Source organism: Actinoplanes sp. NPDC020271, from assembly GCF_044388125.1.
GTDB lineage: Bacteria > Actinomycetota > Actinomycetes > Mycobacteriales > Micromonosporaceae > Actinoplanes.
The window spans coordinates 92,355-108,345 of sequence record NZ_JBIRWQ010000020.1; the positions used below are offsets into that span (position 1 = coordinate 92,355).

Below are 15,991 nucleotides of genomic sequence, written 5' to 3' on the forward strand. Positions count from 1 at the left end.
GGCCGACAGCTCCGGCCGGGGGCGGGGGGCCGACGGCTTCGGCCGGGGGTCCGGCGCCGGGAGGGCGGAGGCTTCCGGCGGGCACGCGCGTGGGGAACGGACGAGAGGAGGTGGCCGGGTTGGCCGGGCGAATGACCCTGGTCAGGGCAAGGAGAGTCGCCGCCGGGGCGGGGGCGGACGCCCGGGCAGATCGCATGACTGAGGCCGGTGACGCGGGCCGGGAACGGCTCCGGCGGTGGCGGCTCGTGCTCGGCGGGGCGGCCGAGGAGTCGCTCGGCCAGGCCGAAGGGCGGGACGGAGCGATGGACGGGGCACTGGCGGCGCTCTACGACACCGCCGGGGACGGGGACGAGCGGCCCGCGAAACGGTCGGCCGGGCTGGGCGGGTCGGCGCCGAAGGTGGCGCGCTGGCTGGGCGACATCCGGGAGTACTTTCCGAGCACCGTCGTGCAGGTGATGCAGGCCGACGCGATCGAGCGCCTCGACCTGACCCGGCTGCTGCTGGAGCCCGAGATGCTGGCCGCCGTCGAGCCGGACGTGCACCTGGTCGGCACGCTGCTCTCGCTGAACCGGGTCATGCCGGAGGCGACCAAGGACGCCGCCCGGCAGGTCGTCCGCACGGTCGTCGAGCAGCTGGAACGCCGGATCGCGCAGCAGACCCGGGCCGCGGTGTCCGGCGCGCTGAACCGGGCCGCCCGGATCAACCGGCCGCGGCACACCGACATCGACTGGGACCGGACGATCCGGGCGAATCTGAAGCACTACCAGGCCGAACACCGGACGGTGATCCCGGAGCGGCTGGTCGGGTTCGGGCGGCGGACCACGGCCGTACAGCGGGACGTGATCCTCTGTGTCGACCAGTCCGGCTCGATGGCCGCGTCGGTGGTCTTCTCCGGAGTGTTCGCGGCGGTGCTGGCGTCGCTGCGGTCACTGCGGACGTCGCTGGTCGTCTTCGACACCGCCGTGGTGGACCTGACCGAGCAGCTCAGCGACCCGGTCGAGGTGCTCTTCGGCACCCAGCTCGGCGGCGGGACGGACATCAACCGGGCGATCGCCTACAGCCAGACGCTGATCACGCGGCCGCGGGACAGCATCTTCGTGCTGATCAGCGACCTGTACGAGGGCGGCGTGCGCGAGGAGATGCTGCGCCGGGTCGCCGAGATGACCGCGGCCGGGGTGCAGGTGGTGGCGCTGCTGGCACTCTCCGACGAGGGTGCGCCGGCCTACGACCACGAGAACGCGGCGGCGCTGGCCGCGCTCGGGGTGCCGGCGTTCGCGTGTACGCCGGACGCGTTCCCGGAGCTGATGGCGGCGGCTGTCGAGCGGCGGGACCTGATGGCGTTCGCTGAGCGGTTCGCCGACCGGAAGGCCACCGCGAGCTGACCGGGGCTGTGGGCTGGGGGCACGTATCTCGGCCAGGCGCGGCCCGGCCGAGACGACGACGTGGTGCTCAACCGCGCCGGCCGCCGGCACCGGCGTACCCGGCAATGCCTTTCGCCTCGGCGGCGTCCCGCAGCAGCTGCCGGTGATGAGCGATGACCGGCTCGGCGGCGGCCGCGAGATCCTTGACGGACTGCTCGGACCCGTCGCTGACCTGCTCGGCGACCATTTTCAGCGCTTCGCGGTGCTCGGCCAGCTGGGTCGAGATGAAGTACTCGTCGAAGGTGTCCGCGCCCGCGGCCTCGTACCGCTTGGCGAGGGCCCGCTGTTCGTCGGTCGGCGCGTCCGGCAGGAAGACCCGCAGGTGGCGCGCGGTCTGGTAGAGGTCAGCGTCCATGTGGATGTGGTCGCGCATCAGGGTGGCGGCCAGCGCCTTGACGGTCGGGTCCTTACTGGTGGTCCACGCGATGCGTCCGGCGGCGATCTCCGCGAGGTTCCCCTGGTGTGCGGCTTTGAGGAAGGCGGCGTCCTGGGCGGACGGCTCGTCCTGGGCTGGAGCCGCGACAGCGGCGTCGGCGGGGCGCACGGATGGTCCGGCCTGCGCGGCGGCGGCGGGCAGGATCAGTAGGCCGGCAAGGCTGGCCGCCGTCGAGATTCGGCGCAAAAACATACTCATCTCCTCTGATAGGGCATCTTCACCCTAGTCACAGAGATGTGGGTCGCCTTCGCTTTTGACCGTATTGCGGCGGATCACTGGGTCCATCGGAGGAACCGGTCGAAGAGCTTCGACGCCGCCGCCTGAGGCATGTCCTTCGCGGCTTCCTCGAGGTAGTTCCACATCAGCACGGCGAGGTCCATCCGCCCGTGGGAGCGGCTCAGCACGCCCTGGGCCGGTTCGCACGGCCACGGACGACCGCAGACACGGCAGTCCCACGACGGCCGCGCGGGAAGGTGTTCCGCTTCCTCGGTCACGTGGCCTCCCTCCGGATCCGGGCACGGCGGGACGACCCCCGGATCCGCCCGCCACCGCACCCGTGCTCCACACGATGCGCGTGCCACCGGACACGGTCAACCGGCGTTCCCTCTGCGGGTGACGACATCGACCGATAGCCGACAGACACGTCCGCCATTCCGCCCGTAGCGCCCCCGGCGGACGGATGCGGCGCACGGGAAAGCGACGGAAGAACGCCCGGTATGTCCCGATCTTTGGAAACATGAGATCAGGACGCGACCGGGAGGACGGTGACATGACCGACGACGAGCACCACGGCCACGTGTACGCCTCCGCGGCGGCCACCACGCCCGGCCGCAAAGTGCGCCACACGCAGGTGGTCATCGGCGTGAGCGGCGCCCTCGCGGTGCTGGCCGGGGCGTATCTGATCACGACCCAGGTGATGGAGACCAGCCAGAAGACGCTTCCCGAGCCGGCCGCACTGGCTCCGCTGACCACGCCGGTGACGCCCGGGATCGACGGGACGGGCGTTTCGCCCGTACCGGGGCATCTTCGGGCTTCACGGACGACGCACCCCGCACAGATCGCGCGGCGGGCGCCCTCCCCCACCCCTGACGATCTTGGTTCGTCCTTGATCCCGGCGCCGCTGGAGACGGTCGCGGCGGCGCCGCACGCGATGGTCACGCGTCGCGTCGAGACGCTCCGCAACGGGACGATACGGGTGTCCAGCGCCCGATTCGACCTGAGCGGCCAGAGTGACCTGCGGCTGGCCGCGGACGCGGGCTACCCGGTGGGCGACGGCGTGCACTGCACGAGCCGGGTGCGGTTCGCCGCGGACGACCCGGCGGCCGCCCGCGACGACCTCCTGCTGTGCTGGCGCACGTCGGACGACCGCAGCGTGGTCACGATGGCGATCGCGACCCAGGGTTCGCCGGATCCGCGGGACAGCGTCGCCGTCATCGAACAGGAATGGGCGACGCTCGGGTGAGCGCCGCCCATTCGTACCACTGACGGTCAGCCGATCACGGTCGCGCTGGTCGCACCGGCGACCGTCGTGGTGGCCGGGACCACCACGCGGAACTGCTGGCCGGTGGTCAGCCCGCTGACCGTCACGTTCGTCGTCGTGCCGGAGGTGGCGAACTGCAGCGCCTTGCGCCACGTGCCCGCGACCAGCTGCTGCACCTCGACGGTCAGGCCGGACGGCGAGGCGATGCTCACCGTCATGACCCGGCCGGCGGTGCGGGTCGCCTTCACGGTGCTGCGCACGGTGTACGTCGCGGTCCCGGTCGCCGCCTCGTTGGCGCCGGTCGCGGCGACCCGCAGCTGCAGCTGGTAGCCGCCGGTGGCGACCCGGTTCAGCGTGACCGTGCCGGTGGCCGAGGTGACCACGTCGACGCACTGGAACGCCTTACCGGTCTCGGCGACGCAGAGCTGGGCGTTCTTCTTGACCCAGGGCTGGCCGGCCGCCGTGACGGTGAACGTCGTGACCGTGGTGCTGTGGTAGGCGAGGTCGGCCGAGGTGACGTTGGGGACGATGACCGGCTTGGCCTTGACCGCGGGGCTGGTCGACACCGACGGCGACGGGGACGCCGAGGTCGGCGCGGCCGACGGAGCCTTCGAGGTCGGCGCGGCCGTGGGAGCGGTCGTGGTGGGAGCGGTCGACGGCGCCTGGGACGTCGGCGCAGTCGTGGGAGCAGCAGTCGTGGGAGCAGCAGACGAGGGAGCAGCAGACGAGGGAGCAGCAGACGAGGGAGCAGCAGACGAGGGAGCAGCAGACGAGGGAGCAGCAGACGACGGAGCGGCAGACGGCGTCTGGGAGACCGGGGCCACGGCCGCGAGGGCAGCCACGGCGTCCACCCGCCCGTACCCGAAATCGTTGTCCCGGCCCGCCGTGCCCAGATCCACCGCGGACTTCTCGATCGCCTGCTCGACCTGGTCCGGCGTCAGGCTCGGCTGCGCCGCCTTGAGGAGCGCGACCAGCCCGGCGACGTGCGGCGACGCCATCGAGGTGCCGCTCATCCCGGCGTAGCTGCGGCCCAGCGCGGACGGGTAGGTGCTCACGATGGCCGAGCCGGGCGCGGCCACGTCCACGTAGCTGCCCGCGTTCGAGTAGCTCGCCACCTTGTCGGCCGAGTCGGTGGCGGCGACCGCGATCACGCCGGCGTCGGCGGCCGGGTAGCTGGTCGGGCTGCCGCCGGCCCGCTCGTTGCCGGCCGCGGCGACGACGGTGACACCCTTGCTGCGGGCGTACGTGACGGCGTTGCTGACCGAGGAGAGCTGCGACGACGACCCGATCGACATGTTGATCACCTGGGCGCCGTTGTCCGCGGCCCAGACGATGCCCTCGGCGGCGTCCGACATGTAACCGCTGCCGTCGGCGCCGAGAACACGTACCGGAAGGATCCTGGTGTCCGGAGCCACCGAGGAGACACCGATCGTGTTCCCGGTGACCGCACCGATCGTGCCGGCCACGTGGGTGCCGTGCCCGTTCGGGTCGGTGTTGCCGCCGGACTTGTCGGCGATCGCGTCCCAGCCGGTCAGCACCTTGCCGGTGAGGTCGACGTGGCTGCCGTCGACCCCGGTGTCGATCACCGCGACGGTCACGCCGGCACCGGTCGACCTCGCCCACGCGTCGGTGGCACGCATCGTGGTGAGATCCCACTGCTGCCCGCGGTAGAGGTCGGTGCCGGTCGGGGCCTCCAGCGCCACGGCCTTCGCGTCGATCTCGACGCCGACCGCGTTCTCCGCCTTCTGCGCCTTCTCGACCAGCTCAGCGGCGCTCTTCTTGTCCGTCGCGGTCCGCACCGTGACGACCGGTCTGCCGTCCTTGCCGACCGTGGTCGACACGACCCGCGCCGGCTTCTCCGCCGACACCGTGGCCGGGAGCAGCTGGTCGGCGCTCTCGGTCAGGCCATAGGTCACCGGCGCCCAGTCCGCGGTGCCCGTGGGCAGCGCGAACGCGGCCACCCCGGCGAGCGCGGCCGTGGCAACGGCTCCGACAGCGTACCGGCGCAGAACAACCTTCATGGACCACAACCTCCAGCTCGAAGACGTGATCTACGGTCTTCGGGCGGGGTTGTGGATCGAGGTTGCGCGAGGTTGCTGTCCGGGTGCGGCTCCGCTCCGCACCGGGCCGGCTATTCGGCAGTACGGCGTAAGCCCAGCTCAGTAGGGTGCCACGGCAAAGACGGCGCCGCTGCTGACGATCGACGGGTTCGCTGAGCCGGAGCCGACCCCACCGTTGGCGACGACCGTGACGATGTACGCGCCCTCGGGAACGCCGGTCAGGTCGAGCGTGCAGACGATCTCGGTGTCGGTCAGCGCGACCGCACCCGTGCACTCGGCCGCACCCCGGTTGCTGGTGGCCTCATAAGCCCCGTTGACCAGGAAGACGTGGGCGTTCGAGCTGTTGGACGGGCTGCCGGGGTCGAACGAGAGGCCCGAGAACCCGGCCCCCGTGATGTCCAGCGTGGCCGTGGTGGCGGCCGGCGCCGTGGTGGGCGTGACGGTGATCCCGTTCGTGTAGTCGATGGTGATGTCGGTGTCGTCGGCGGGATTGTTGTCGTTGTCCGGGTCCAGACTGCTCACCGTCCCGCCCGGCGTGTTCAGCACCATCTCGAAGTCGTCGCCCGGTGCGTGTGCGGCGGTGGTCGCGGTGAAGCTCTTCCCGTCGGCCGCGATCTTGACGTTGGTGAGGGCACTCCCGCCGATCGCCCCGGTCAGGGGCGTGGTCACCGTGGTGAAGCCGGTGCCGGTGACCGTGATCGTCTTACCGCCGGCGGCCGGGGTGCTGGTCGGCGTCACCGCGCTGATCGTCGGTTTCTCCACCACCGTGTAGATGCCCGAGGCGATCAGGTTGCTGGCGGTCAGCGAGTCGCTGTCGTAGACGCACACGTTCCATTTGGCCGTGGTCAGGCCCGTCCCCAGCACCAGCCCGGTGGTGTTGATCGTGCTGGTCAACCCGTTGTTGTCAGTGGTGGGATAGGAGGCCGACGGCACCTTGAAAGTGATCTTCGTACCGGTGATCCGGGCGACGTCGGCCGGGTTGACCTGCACCGTACCCGCCGACAGGTACCCGTTGCTGGTCGCGATCTGGGCCACACTCCGGGCTCGCACGCTGCAGGTGTTGTACTGGAACTGCACCACCGGGACCTTGTTCACCACGAACGGGACCGGGTTGGCCGTCGTCGCGACGACCGAGCCGACCACCTTGTTACCGCCGCCGCTGAGGCCGACCGGGGTGCTCAGGATCAGGCTCAGCGGAGTGGCGGCCCGCGCCGGGACCACACCGGGCCCCAGAAGCAGAGCGGTCCCGGCGATCGAGGCAAGAACAGCCCTTCGGAACGTACGCATCGAAGTCTCTTCCCGATCTCAGTAGGGCGCAACGGTGAAGGTGGAACCGCTGCTGATGATGGTCGGGGCGGCCGCGTCCGCGGCGTCGGCGGCGCCGTTGGCCACCACCACGATCGAGTAAGTCCCCTCGGCGACCTTGTTGCCCGTCGCCACCGAACTGGTCGCCGGGTCGAGCCGGTCCGCGACGAGGTCGAGCGTGCAGACCATCGCGGTATTGCTGGCCACCAGCACGCCCTTGCACTCCTGGACACCACGGTTGCTGGCCGCCACGTACGCGTCCTTGACCAGGAAGATGTGCGCACTCGCCGAGGTGGGGGTCGCCTGCGCGCTCCGGTCGAAGATCAACTGCTGGAAGCCCACGCCCTTGATCAGCAGGTCGACCTTCGTGCCGGTCGGCGCGGTCTGCGGCGACACCTGGATGCCGTTGCTGTAGGTGAAGGTGATCGGCGTGTCCGCGGTGTCGTCGTCACCGTCCTCCGGCAGACCGTTGTTGTCCGGATCCGTGCTGCTCACCGGTCCACCCGGAGTGTTCACGGTGAGCGCCAGGCCGGTGCCGGCCGCGCGCGCCCCGGTGACCGCGACGAAGCTGTTGCCGTTCGCCGCGACCTTGATGCCGGTCAGCGCCGCCCCGCCGATGCTCGCGGTGGTCGCGTTGCTCGCTGTGGAGAACCCCGCCCCGGTCACCGTGATCGTCTGACCGCCGAGCACCGCGCCACTCGACGGGATGATCGCGGTGATCCTCGGACGGATGCCGACGGTGTAGGACGCCTGCGCCAGGAGACTGCTGCTCTCCGTCGACGGGGTGTCGTACACGCAGATGTTCCACTTGGCGCTGGTCTGCGTGCCGGCCAGCACCAGTCCCCCGGTGTTGATCGTGCTGGTGCTGCCGTTCACCTGGGCCGGATACGACTTCGACGGCACCTCGAAGGCGATCTGCGTGCCGAGCATGCGTTTCACGTTGTCCGGATCCACGGTCAGCACCCCGGCCGTCGTCGTGGTGGTCGTCGCCGCGATCTGGGTCACCGCGCGAGCCTTCGCCGAACAGGCGTTGTACTGGAACTGCACGGTCGGCGTACTGCCCGCGGCGAACGGAATCGGATTAGCGGCGCTCGCGGCGACCGTCCCGATCAGCGTGTTCCCACCACCGCTGGGCCCGGTCGCGCTGCTCAGCGTCATGGGCAGTGCCGCGGCCTGCGCCGGGGCGGCGGCCACTCCCACGATCAGGGCGGTCACTGCGGCCGAGGACAGGCAGGCCCGGCCGATGGGCTTGATCATTGGGGATCCTCCTGCGGCGCTACGTCACGGACCGCTTCGAAGGCAGCGTAGCGACCGGATTGCTCCACATTTGCGAAGAAGACGAAATCCGCCCGGCCCTCGCGGGGCCAACCTGAGAGACCGCTGTATTCGACCCGATATGTCCCGATCTTTGAAACCATGGGGATTCGGAAGCCGCCCGGCGATGCACGCTGGGCGGGCGCCAAGTCGAGACCCGTTGAAGGACGTGACATGGCCAACGAAGAACAGGACACACCGACCCAGGACCTTTCCCCCGTACGCCGTGGCAAGCGACGGAAGCAAGCCCTGGTTGCGGCCGCCGGAGCGGCGGTCGCGATCTCCGGAGCCGCCTTCTTCGCCGCCAACCACTCGTCGGAGAACCAGCAGGCCGCGCGGACGGAACCGCTCGCCAGCCCCTCCGTCGGCGCCCCGGCCGAGAAGATCGCGAAAATCGCCGCCGCCGGTGACGACGAGGCCAAAGGCAGGCCGGAGCCGTCGCTGCCCCAGTCCGCGAAGGAACGCGTCGACGCGGCGCGGAAGGCCGCCGCCAAGGACGGCGTGAAGATCACCCACCCGTTGCCGGAGCAGAACGACCCGGCCCGGCTGTCCGCTGTGGCCGGGGCGAAGGAGGTGACGGTCGGCTCGGCCAAGAAAGGCCAGACCATGCGGATCATCACCGCGCACGGCGACCTGACCGGGCAGCGTGAGCTCGCCTGGGTCGCCGGTGGTATCACCAAGCACGGCGACACGGAATGCACGCAGAAGTTCAAGTTCTACAACGAGGCCACGCCGAAGACGCGGGACAACCTGCTGGTCTGCTGGCGCACCAGCACCAAGCGCAGCGTGATCACGGTAGTCGCGAAGATCGACGGCCACCCGCCGGTGGCGAAGAGTCTTGAGGTGATCGAACGCGAGTGGCGCAAGCTCGGCTGACGCTCCACATAGCAGAACGCCGGCCGCGGATCCCGTGGCCGGCGTTCTCGTTACTGCAGAAGAGCCGTGGCCCGGAGCTCGCGCTCCGGGCCACCACACATTCGGTGCTGTTCGCCGTCAGTAGGCCGAGACGGTGAAGGTGGAACTGCTGGAGACCTGGCTCTGGACGTACGTGGCGTCAGTCTGCACCGCGTTGAGCGCGGCGTTGCTCACGTACTGCAAGTTGTAGGCACCCTCCGGCACCGGGACGTACTGGCTGTAGATGATGCTCGCGGCACTTGCGCCGGCAGTGGCGGCGTTGGCCGAAAGCGTTGCACCAGTGTCGCTACCCACGGCCTGGAGCGTTGTTCCCGCCGTGATGTTCCCGTTGACCGGGTAGGCGCCGACATCAGCCTGGGTGAAGGTGCTCGCAGGCGCGGTGATTGCGGCCACGGAATTGGTACCGGTAGTGGTGATCGTGGCGGCCCGGTAGGTCGGCGACGCGATCGTGATGGTCGCATCGCTGGCCAGCGAGGCAGAAGCCGGATTGCTCATGATCGCCGTCGTGCCGCTGACGACGTTCGTGATCACAGTGCCGGCCGCGAGTGCGAGACCGGCCGGATCGACGACAGCCTTACCGACATCCGAGGCGTCGAAGGTGCTGGCGGCCGCCGTGAGAACACGACTACCGGCCGTGACATTGGCGGAGACGTTGTATTTGGGAGCTGCGGAGAGAGTCGCCGTGCCGGTGAGGTCCAGCCGCTTGGTCAGGTCCAGCCGGCAGACCAGCTCAGTGTCGCTGAGCACGAGCACGTTCTTGCAGTCGGCAACCGGCGGGTTGGCCCGCGCTCCGCTGATCGCGGCGTTGCTGTAGTTGCCGCGGGACAGGAAGATGTGCGCCCCGGAGTTCAGGGTGAGGCCCCATGCCGCGCCCTGGAAGCCGACACCGTTCACCACGACGTCGAGGCTGCGGGTATTGGGCGCCGTCCTCGGGTTCACCACCAACGCGCTGGTGTAGGCGAACTGGCCGTTCAGCGTCGCCGTGCCGGCGGGCGTGGTGACCACCAGCGAGTTGCTGTTGGCCGGTGCGTGCATCGGCGTGCGGGCCGTGAACGCGGTGCTGCTCAGCGGCGTGATGTCGGTCAGCGGCACACCACCCAGCGTCGCGGAGATCTGGGTCGGGTCAGTGGGGAACGCGGTGCCGACGACGGTGATCAGGCTGCCGCCCAGGGCCGGCCCGGCGTTCGGCGTGATCCGGGTCAGGGTCTGCACCACGGTCGTCTTGTACGGGCTGGTCGCGATCAGATTGCTCTGGGCGGTGGCACCATCGTAGATGCAGAGTTGCCACGGAATAGAGGTCGCTCCCGCAGGCTGAGCGGCCAGGGCGGTGGCCCAGGTGCCTCCGGTGTAGAACGCCGGAGCGGTCACCGCCACCCGGTTGTTCGTCACCTTCCGGATGCTGCTCGAGGTGAGCGGCTCGTTCGATCCGGCTGACTGCGTCGTCGTGTAGGTAGAGGTGCAGGTCTCCCCCTGCGTGAACTCCACGCCCGGGGTGTCGACGCCGGCCAGGAACGGGTTCGGCGACGTGACGTCGATGTTGTTACCGCCACCGTACGGGCCGATCGCCTGGCTCAGCGAAAGCTGCCCGACGTTGTAGGGCACCACCGAGATCAGCGCTGACGTGCCGAGGTTGCCGTTGTACAGGCAGGCGAAGTACGGCGTGGGCGCGGCGGAGGTGGACGTGACACCCGACGGCACGGTCAGGCTCGCGGCCGAGTCGGAGGTCTTGGTGACCGTGGCCGACGTGCCCGCAGCAGGCGTTCCGTAGGTCGACGGGCAGTCCGCGGTCTGGGTCGCGAACTGCGCCCCGACGGTGGTCACACCGGTGAAGATCGGCCCGCCGACACCACCGGTGATGGTCAACTGGTTGCCCCCGCCGGTGATCCCCCCGGTCGGCGACGCGGTCGCCGCAGTGCCGACGTAGACCGGATAGCCGTTCGCCGCACCCTTTCGGAGGCTGGAGCCGGCCGTATTGCTGGCGTAGACGCAGGCCGCGTACTTCTTGGTCTGCCCGTTGGCGCCCGCGGTCGCCGCGGTCGGCAGCACGAACACAACCTGGCTGGTACTGCTGGAGGTGGTCGACGCCGCGGCCAGGATGGACGCGGTGGGCGTGGTGTACGTCCCGGGACATGCGGTCCCGGGCGTGGTCAGCAACTCCACCCGGTCGGTACCGGAGCCGATGAACGGCGGGCTGCCCGCACCGTCGTCGTTGATGGTGACCGTGCCGCCCGCCGGGGCGACGACCGGCGTTACCGAGGAAGCGGCGAACGCCGCCTCGGGGTAGACGAGCAGAGCGGCACCGACCACCCCGGTCGTCAGACCAACACGCGTCCACCGGGGACGCGCGGCATTTCTGGACTTACGCATGCGAGGTCCTCCTACGGGTCCCAACGGACCACGTCGCTGGATTGCTGGGCCCAGGCGTCCGGATGAACCGTCGCGGGCCGTCTCGCCGGAAGCGTAACTATTCGCGGCGTTTCGATTCTCCAAAGCAGGAAACATAAGTATATGTCAGACAACTCCTTTGATAATTCAAGTGCTGAACACCTCGGATTACGGACGCAAAAGCGGTGGCCCGGAGCTGTGCGCTCCGGGCCACCGCTCTCGGTGGCCTTATTCCGTCAGAAGGCGGCGACCGTGAAGGTGGAGGTACTGGAGACCTGGCTCTGCACGTAGCTGGGGTCGGTCGCCACCGCGTTGACCGCGGCGTTGCTCACGTACTGCAGGTTGTAGGCACCTTCCGGAACCGGAATCATGGTGCCAGCGACGGTCACCGTGTGCCCGGCATTGACCAATACGCTGGTTCCCGAGTTCAGCGTCGTCGCCGAAGCAAGGGTCCTACCAGTCGGAATGCCCGCGCCGATGACATACTTCCCGACGTCCCCGCCATTGGCGACTGTCGCCCCGTTGAGCGCCGGCGCGACATTCGTCAGGGTCGGCGAGCCAGCCGTCTGCGTGACGGAGACCTGCTGTGTGACAGGCGATGCCAGGGTGACATCAGCGGGAGTTGCAGTTCCGGTGGCCGCGTTCGACATGACAGCCGTCGTGCTGTTGATCACGTCGGTGATCACCGTACCGGCCGGGATCGCCGGGGTGTCGTTGGCCTCGATGACCGCCTTGCCGACGTCATCGGGCGAGAAGGCGTTACCGGTGATCTTCCGGCTACCGGCGACCGTGACGACAGCGTTGCCCGCGGTCGGTGTCGCGACCTGGATCGCCGCGCCGGTCTTGTCCAGCCGGCTGGTCAGGTCCAGCTTGCAAATCAGCTCGGTGTCACTGAGCACCAGCACGCTGTTGCAGTCCGCAACCGGCGGGTTGGCCCGCACCGTGCCGCCGATGTCGGTGGAGCTATAGCTGCCCTTGACCAGGAAGATGTGCGTTCCCGCGGTCGGGTCGTTGCTCCAGGTCACGCTTTGGAAACCGACACCGTTGACGACCACCTGAACGATCTTGTTATTGGACGCCGTGTTCGGGGTGACCACCAGTGCGCTGGTGTACGAGAAGGCGTTGTTCAGCTTGTGCGAGCCGCTGGCCGTCGTGACCACCAGCGCGACGTTGTTGGCCGGCGCGTGCCGCGGCGTCCTCGCGGTGAACGCGGTGCTGCTCAGCGGCGTGATGTCGATCAGCGGCACACCACCCAGCGTCGCCGACATCTGGGTCGCGTCGGTCGGGAATGCGGTGCCGGTGACGGTGATCAGGCTGCCGCCCAGCGCCGGGCCGGCCTTTGGCGAGACGCCGGTCGAGGTTTGGATCGTGGTCACCTTGTAGGGGTTGGCGACCACCAAGTTGGACTGCGCGTCCGTGGAACCGTCGTAGACGCAGAGGTTCCAGGTGATGGTCCCGCTGCCCGCTGCGGTGAACGCGGCGGTGGCGTCGCTCGGGCTGCCGTAGAAGGCCGGCGCAGTCGTGGCCAGGCGGGTGTTAGACAGCTTCCGGACGCTGTTCACCGGGTCGACCGGGATATTGGTGGCGCCGGGAGCCTGGGTGTACGTGAGCGGGCACGCCGTGCTCGTGAAGACCACGCCCGGGTTGTCGATGCCGGCCAGGAACTGGTTCGGCGACGTGATGTTGAGGCCGTTCAAACCCTGCCATGGGCCGGTGGTCTGGCTCAGCTGCAACTGCCCGACGGTGTACGGCACCACCGAGATCAGCGGCGCGCCCGAGGAGTTGCCGTTGTACAGGCAGATGTTGTACGGGGTCGGGTTCGCGGTGGTGGACGTGACACCCGCCGGAACGGTCAGGCTGGCCGCCGTGTCCGAGGTTTTGTTAACCGTGGTCGTCAGGTTCGCCGTCGGAGTGCCGTAGGTCTGCGCACAGTCCGAAGTATTGAGGCTGAACGCGGCCCCGATCGTCGCGATACCGGTGAAGACGGGTCCGCCGGCTCCCGCAGTGATGGTGACAGTGTTGCCACCACCGGTGACACCTGCCGCCGGCGACGCAGTCGGGGGCGTTCCGACGTAGAACGGGTAGCCTGCCGCCAGTCCTTCCCGCGCGCTGGAGCCCGCCGTGGTCCCGGCGTACACGCAGGCGAGGTATCGCTTGACCTGACCATTGGTGCCCGGCGTCACCCCGGTGGGAACCGTGAAGGTCACCGCTCCGGCCACGGGACCCGCCTGCGCGGCCGCCGCGGTCACGGTCGCCGACACGATCGCCACGGTCGGCGTGGTGTAGGTGTTCGCACAGGTGCCGGTCGAGATGATCTGGACGCGCGTGACGGAGTTGGTCGCCGTGAAGTTCGGGGACGGGGCAGTGTCGGTAATGGTGACACTGCCACCCACCGGCGCGACCGGCGGCGTTACCGAGGAGGCGGCGAATGCCGCCTGGGGGTTGACGAGCAGAGCGGCACCGACCACCCCGGTCGTCAGACCAACACGTGTCCACCGGGGACGCGTGGCATTTCTGGACTTACGCATGCGAGGTCCTCCTACGGGTCCCAACGGACCACGTCGCTGGATTGCTGGGCCCAGGCGTCCGGATGAACCGTCGCGGGCCGTCTCGCCGGAAGCGTAACTATTCGTGGGGGTTCAGTAGCGTAGAGTAAGAAAGATCCCGATATGTCAGACCAAAGACCGCAAACCTCGATCTTCACCAATGGCCGGCGAACGCACACCGCACGATCATCGATTTCGCCCGTCCACCGCGCGTCACCGGTAATGGTCAGGCACCCGACCCAAAAGGCTCCCTCAACCATTCGATTCGCGCTCGTTCATTGCGGAAATCGTGTATCCACCCTTCGCGGAATGGCTCCATTCGGCGGCGGCCGAGGAAGTGGCCCGCCCGAGCGGCGGGCTCTTTTCGTGTCCGGCGTTGACACCGGGGATCGATCACGCTAGGTTCATCTCACATCGAGTAAGACTCACAGTGAGAAGGACAAGGTCCACAAGATGCAGAGCATGAACGACATGGCTGAGTACAACCCCCGGGACTACCCGCCTGTCGCCGTGACCGTCGACGTCGTCGCGCTGACGATCCGGGACGGGAAGCTCTGTGTCCTGCTCATCGAGCGCGGCGAGCCGCCCTTCGCCGGCCACCGTGCGCTGCCCGGCGGGTTCGTCCGGGAGGAGACGCTCGACCAGGCGGCGCTGCGCGAGCTGGCCGAGGAGACCGACGTCCGGCTCGCCGACGGCCGGGTGCACCTGGAGCAGCTCGGGACGTACGGGAATCCCGGCCGCGACCCCCGGATGCGCATCGTCTCGGTCGCCTACCTGGCGTTCGCCCCGCATCTGCCGGAGGCGACGGCCGGCACCGACGCGGCCCGCGCCTACTGGGTGCCGGTCGAGGAGGCGAAGGATCTCGCCTTCGACCACGACCAGATCCTGGCCGACGGGCTGGAGCGGGCCCGCGACAAGCTGGAGTACACGCCGCTCGCCACCGCGTTCGTCGGCACCGAGTTCACCGTCTCCGAGCTGCGGGCGGTCTACGTCGCGGTGTGGGGCGAGGAACTGCACGCCGGGAATTTCCACCGCAAGGTGCTGTCCGTGCCGGGGTTCGTGGAGAGCACCGGTGAGACCGCGGCGCGCGGCGGTGAGCGGGGCGGGCCGAAAGCGAAGCTCTACCGGGCCGGCGACGCGCGGTTGCTGCACCCGGCGCTGTTGCGGCCGACCAGGGAGGACAGAGTCCGATGAACCCGGGGTACGCGAAGAGGTTCGACGAGATCGCCGCCCGGATCGCGGCGGCCAGCACGTTCGCCGAGCTGGTCGACGAGACCGGGGTCGGCATCGACCGTCAGGCGTACCGGATCCTCGCCAAGATCGTCCACCCGGACGTGGCCGATGCGACGCGGCGGGGGCCGGCCAACGAGGCGTTCGCGAAACTCAACGCGCTCTACAACGCGAGCGCCCGCTACGAGCCGCGGGACCGTAAGGACCGCCGCGAGCCGGACCTGAAGGGCGACCTGGCGGACCTCTTCAGCGACGGGGTGACGCTCGTCAAGGTCGTCCGGGATCCGGCCAACAACGATCTGATGGCCGCTGAGGCCGCGGCCCTGCGCCGCCTTCGCGATCACGGTGACCCGGCCTACCGCGCCTATGCGCCGCGGCTCGCCGACTCGTTCAGCTACTACGGGCGTACGGCGAATGTCGTGGCCCGGCAGCGAGGATTCCGCAACCTGGCGGAGATGCCGGACTTCAAGCCTGCCGATCTGGTCTGGATCTGGCGGCGGCTGCTGGCCGGCCTGGGCTGGGCGCACCGCGCCGGTGTCGTGCACGCGGCGGTGTTCGAGGAGCACGTCCTGATCGACCCGCGGGTCCGCGGGCTGGTGCTGGTCGACTGGTGCTACTCCACCGCGATCGGCCGGCGGCCGAAAGCGCTCATCGCCCGGCGGGAGCCGCTCTACCCGCCGGAGATCCCCACCGGGCGGCCGCTGACCACGGCGACCGACATCCATCTGGCCTCCAGTCTGATGAAACGCCTGTTCGGGCCGGACATGCCGGATCCGTTGCGGCGTTTCGCCGACGGCTGCCGGTACGACGCACCACGGATGCGCCCGCAGAACGCGTGGCAGCTCCTGACCGAATTCGACGAGTTGATCCCCCGGCAGTACCGCAAATAGGAGGCACCA

Annotated in this window: 12 protein-coding genes; 5 read left to right on the forward strand and 7 right to left on the reverse strand. The window is 69.3% G+C overall.

All coding sequences use genetic code 11. The features are described 5' to 3' along the window. The first annotated feature begins 194 nt into the window (after positions 1-194). A complete protein-coding gene (locus tag ACH442_RS33935) occupies positions 195-1,382 on the forward strand; it encodes a VWA domain-containing protein (protein WP_396342145.1) in 1,188 nt (395 codons plus the stop codon). Positions 1,383-1,449: 67 nt separating this feature from the next. Here ACH442_RS33935 and ACH442_RS33940 read toward each other — a convergent pair whose 3' ends face one another. Together ACH442_RS33940 and ACH442_RS33945 are read right to left on the reverse strand one after the other, a co-directional pair. Continuing rightward, positions 1,450-2,049, reverse strand: coding sequence for a DUF4142 domain-containing protein (locus ACH442_RS33940; RefSeq protein ID WP_396342146.1), 600 nt, complete (start codon positions 2,047-2,049; stop codon positions 1,450-1,452). Between the two features lie 80 nt (positions 2,050-2,129). Further along, positions 2,130-2,351, reverse strand: a complete 222-nt coding sequence (locus ACH442_RS33945; RefSeq protein WP_396342147.1) for a hypothetical protein — start codon at positions 2,349-2,351, stop codon at positions 2,130-2,132. Between the two features lie 242 nt (positions 2,352-2,593). On the opposite strand from ACH442_RS33945, the gene ACH442_RS33950 reads away from it, so the two are divergent. After that, on the forward strand, positions 2,594-3,319 hold the full coding sequence (locus ACH442_RS33950) for a hypothetical protein (protein ID WP_396342148.1): 726 nt from the start codon (positions 2,594-2,596) through the stop codon (positions 3,317-3,319). 26 nt (positions 3,320-3,345) lie between these two features. Here the strand turns inward: ACH442_RS33950 and ACH442_RS33955 are convergent, their stop codons facing one another. The 3 genes from ACH442_RS33955 to ACH442_RS33965 form a co-directional block, all read right to left on the reverse strand. Continuing rightward, positions 3,346-5,358: a S8 family peptidase gene (locus tag ACH442_RS33955; protein ID WP_396342149.1), complete on the reverse strand. Its 2,013-nt coding sequence runs from the start codon at positions 5,356-5,358 to the stop codon at positions 3,346-3,348. Between the two features lie 138 nt (positions 5,359-5,496). Then, a complete protein-coding gene (locus ACH442_RS33960) occupies positions 5,497-6,684 on the reverse strand; it encodes an IPT/TIG domain-containing protein (protein ID WP_396342150.1) in 1,188 nt (395 codons plus the stop codon). A gap of 18 nt (positions 6,685-6,702) precedes the next feature. Then, the gene (locus ACH442_RS33965; protein WP_396342151.1) at positions 6,703-7,959 is read right to left on the reverse strand and encodes an IPT/TIG domain-containing protein; all 1,257 of its coding nucleotides are present in this window, start codon (positions 7,957-7,959) and stop codon (positions 6,703-6,705) included. 231 nt (positions 7,960-8,190) lie between these two features. On the opposite strand from ACH442_RS33965, the gene ACH442_RS33970 reads away from it, so the two are divergent. Then, positions 8,191-8,892, forward strand: coding sequence for a hypothetical protein (locus ACH442_RS33970; protein ID WP_396342152.1), 702 nt, complete (start codon positions 8,191-8,193; stop codon positions 8,890-8,892). A gap of 117 nt (positions 8,893-9,009) precedes the next feature. Here the strand turns inward: ACH442_RS33970 and ACH442_RS33975 are convergent, their stop codons facing one another. Further along, a complete protein-coding gene (locus ACH442_RS33975) occupies positions 9,010-11,298 on the reverse strand; it encodes an IPT/TIG domain-containing protein (RefSeq protein WP_396342153.1) in 2,289 nt (762 codons plus the stop codon). 254 nt (positions 11,299-11,552) lie between these two features. Further along, positions 11,553-13,844, reverse strand: a complete 2,292-nt coding sequence (locus ACH442_RS33980) for an IPT/TIG domain-containing protein (protein WP_396342154.1) — start codon at positions 13,842-13,844, stop codon at positions 11,553-11,555. Between the two features lie 480 nt (positions 13,845-14,324). Here ACH442_RS33980 and ACH442_RS33985 point away from each other — a divergent pair, with 480 nt between their 5' ends. Beyond that, positions 14,325-15,056 (forward strand): NUDIX hydrolase, encoded by a 732-nt coding sequence (locus ACH442_RS33985; protein ID WP_396342155.1) that lies wholly within the window; start codon positions 14,325-14,327, stop codon positions 15,054-15,056. Beyond that, entirely contained in the window at positions 15,053-15,982 is a 930-nt protein-coding gene (locus ACH442_RS33990) for a molecular chaperone DnaJ (RefSeq protein WP_396342156.1), read from the forward strand. Before ACH442_RS33985 ends, ACH442_RS33990 begins: the two co-directional genes overlap by 4 nt. Positions 15,983-15,991: the final 9 nt, after the last annotated feature.

Excerpts from the sequence above, each read along its gene's own strand:
- ACH442_RS33935 (WP_396342145.1), top strand. The coding sequence starts at position 195 with ATGACTGAGGCCGGTGACGCGGGCCGGGAACGGCTCCGGCGGTGGCGG.
- ACH442_RS33940 (WP_396342146.1), bottom strand. The coding sequence starts at position 2,049 with ATGTTTTTGCGCCGAATCTCGACGGCGGCCAGCCTTGCCGGCCTACTG.
- ACH442_RS33950 (WP_396342148.1), top strand. The coding sequence starts at position 2,594 with ATGAGATCAGGACGCGACCGGGAGGACGGTGACATGACCGACGACGAG.
- ACH442_RS33955 (WP_396342149.1), bottom strand. The coding sequence starts at position 5,358 with ATGAAGGTTGTTCTGCGCCGGTACGCTGTCGGAGCCGTTGCCACGGCC.
- ACH442_RS33960 (WP_396342150.1), bottom strand. The coding sequence starts at position 6,684 with ATGCGTACGTTCCGAAGGGCTGTTCTTGCCTCGATCGCCGGGACCGCT.
- ACH442_RS33965 (WP_396342151.1), bottom strand. The coding sequence starts at position 7,959 with ATGATCAAGCCCATCGGCCGGGCCTGCCTGTCCTCGGCCGCAGTGACC.
- ACH442_RS33970 (WP_396342152.1), top strand. The coding sequence starts at position 8,191 with ATGGCCAACGAAGAACAGGACACACCGACCCAGGACCTTTCCCCCGTA.
- ACH442_RS33975 (WP_396342153.1), bottom strand. The coding sequence starts at position 11,298 with ATGCGTAAGTCCAGAAATGCCGCGCGTCCCCGGTGGACGCGTGTTGGT.
- ACH442_RS33980 (WP_396342154.1), bottom strand. The coding sequence starts at position 13,844 with ATGCGTAAGTCCAGAAATGCCACGCGTCCCCGGTGGACACGTGTTGGT.
- ACH442_RS33985 (WP_396342155.1), top strand. The coding sequence starts at position 14,325 with ATGAACGACATGGCTGAGTACAACCCCCGGGACTACCCGCCTGTCGCC.
- ACH442_RS33990 (WP_396342156.1), top strand. The coding sequence starts at position 15,053 with ATGAACCCGGGGTACGCGAAGAGGTTCGACGAGATCGCCGCCCGGATC.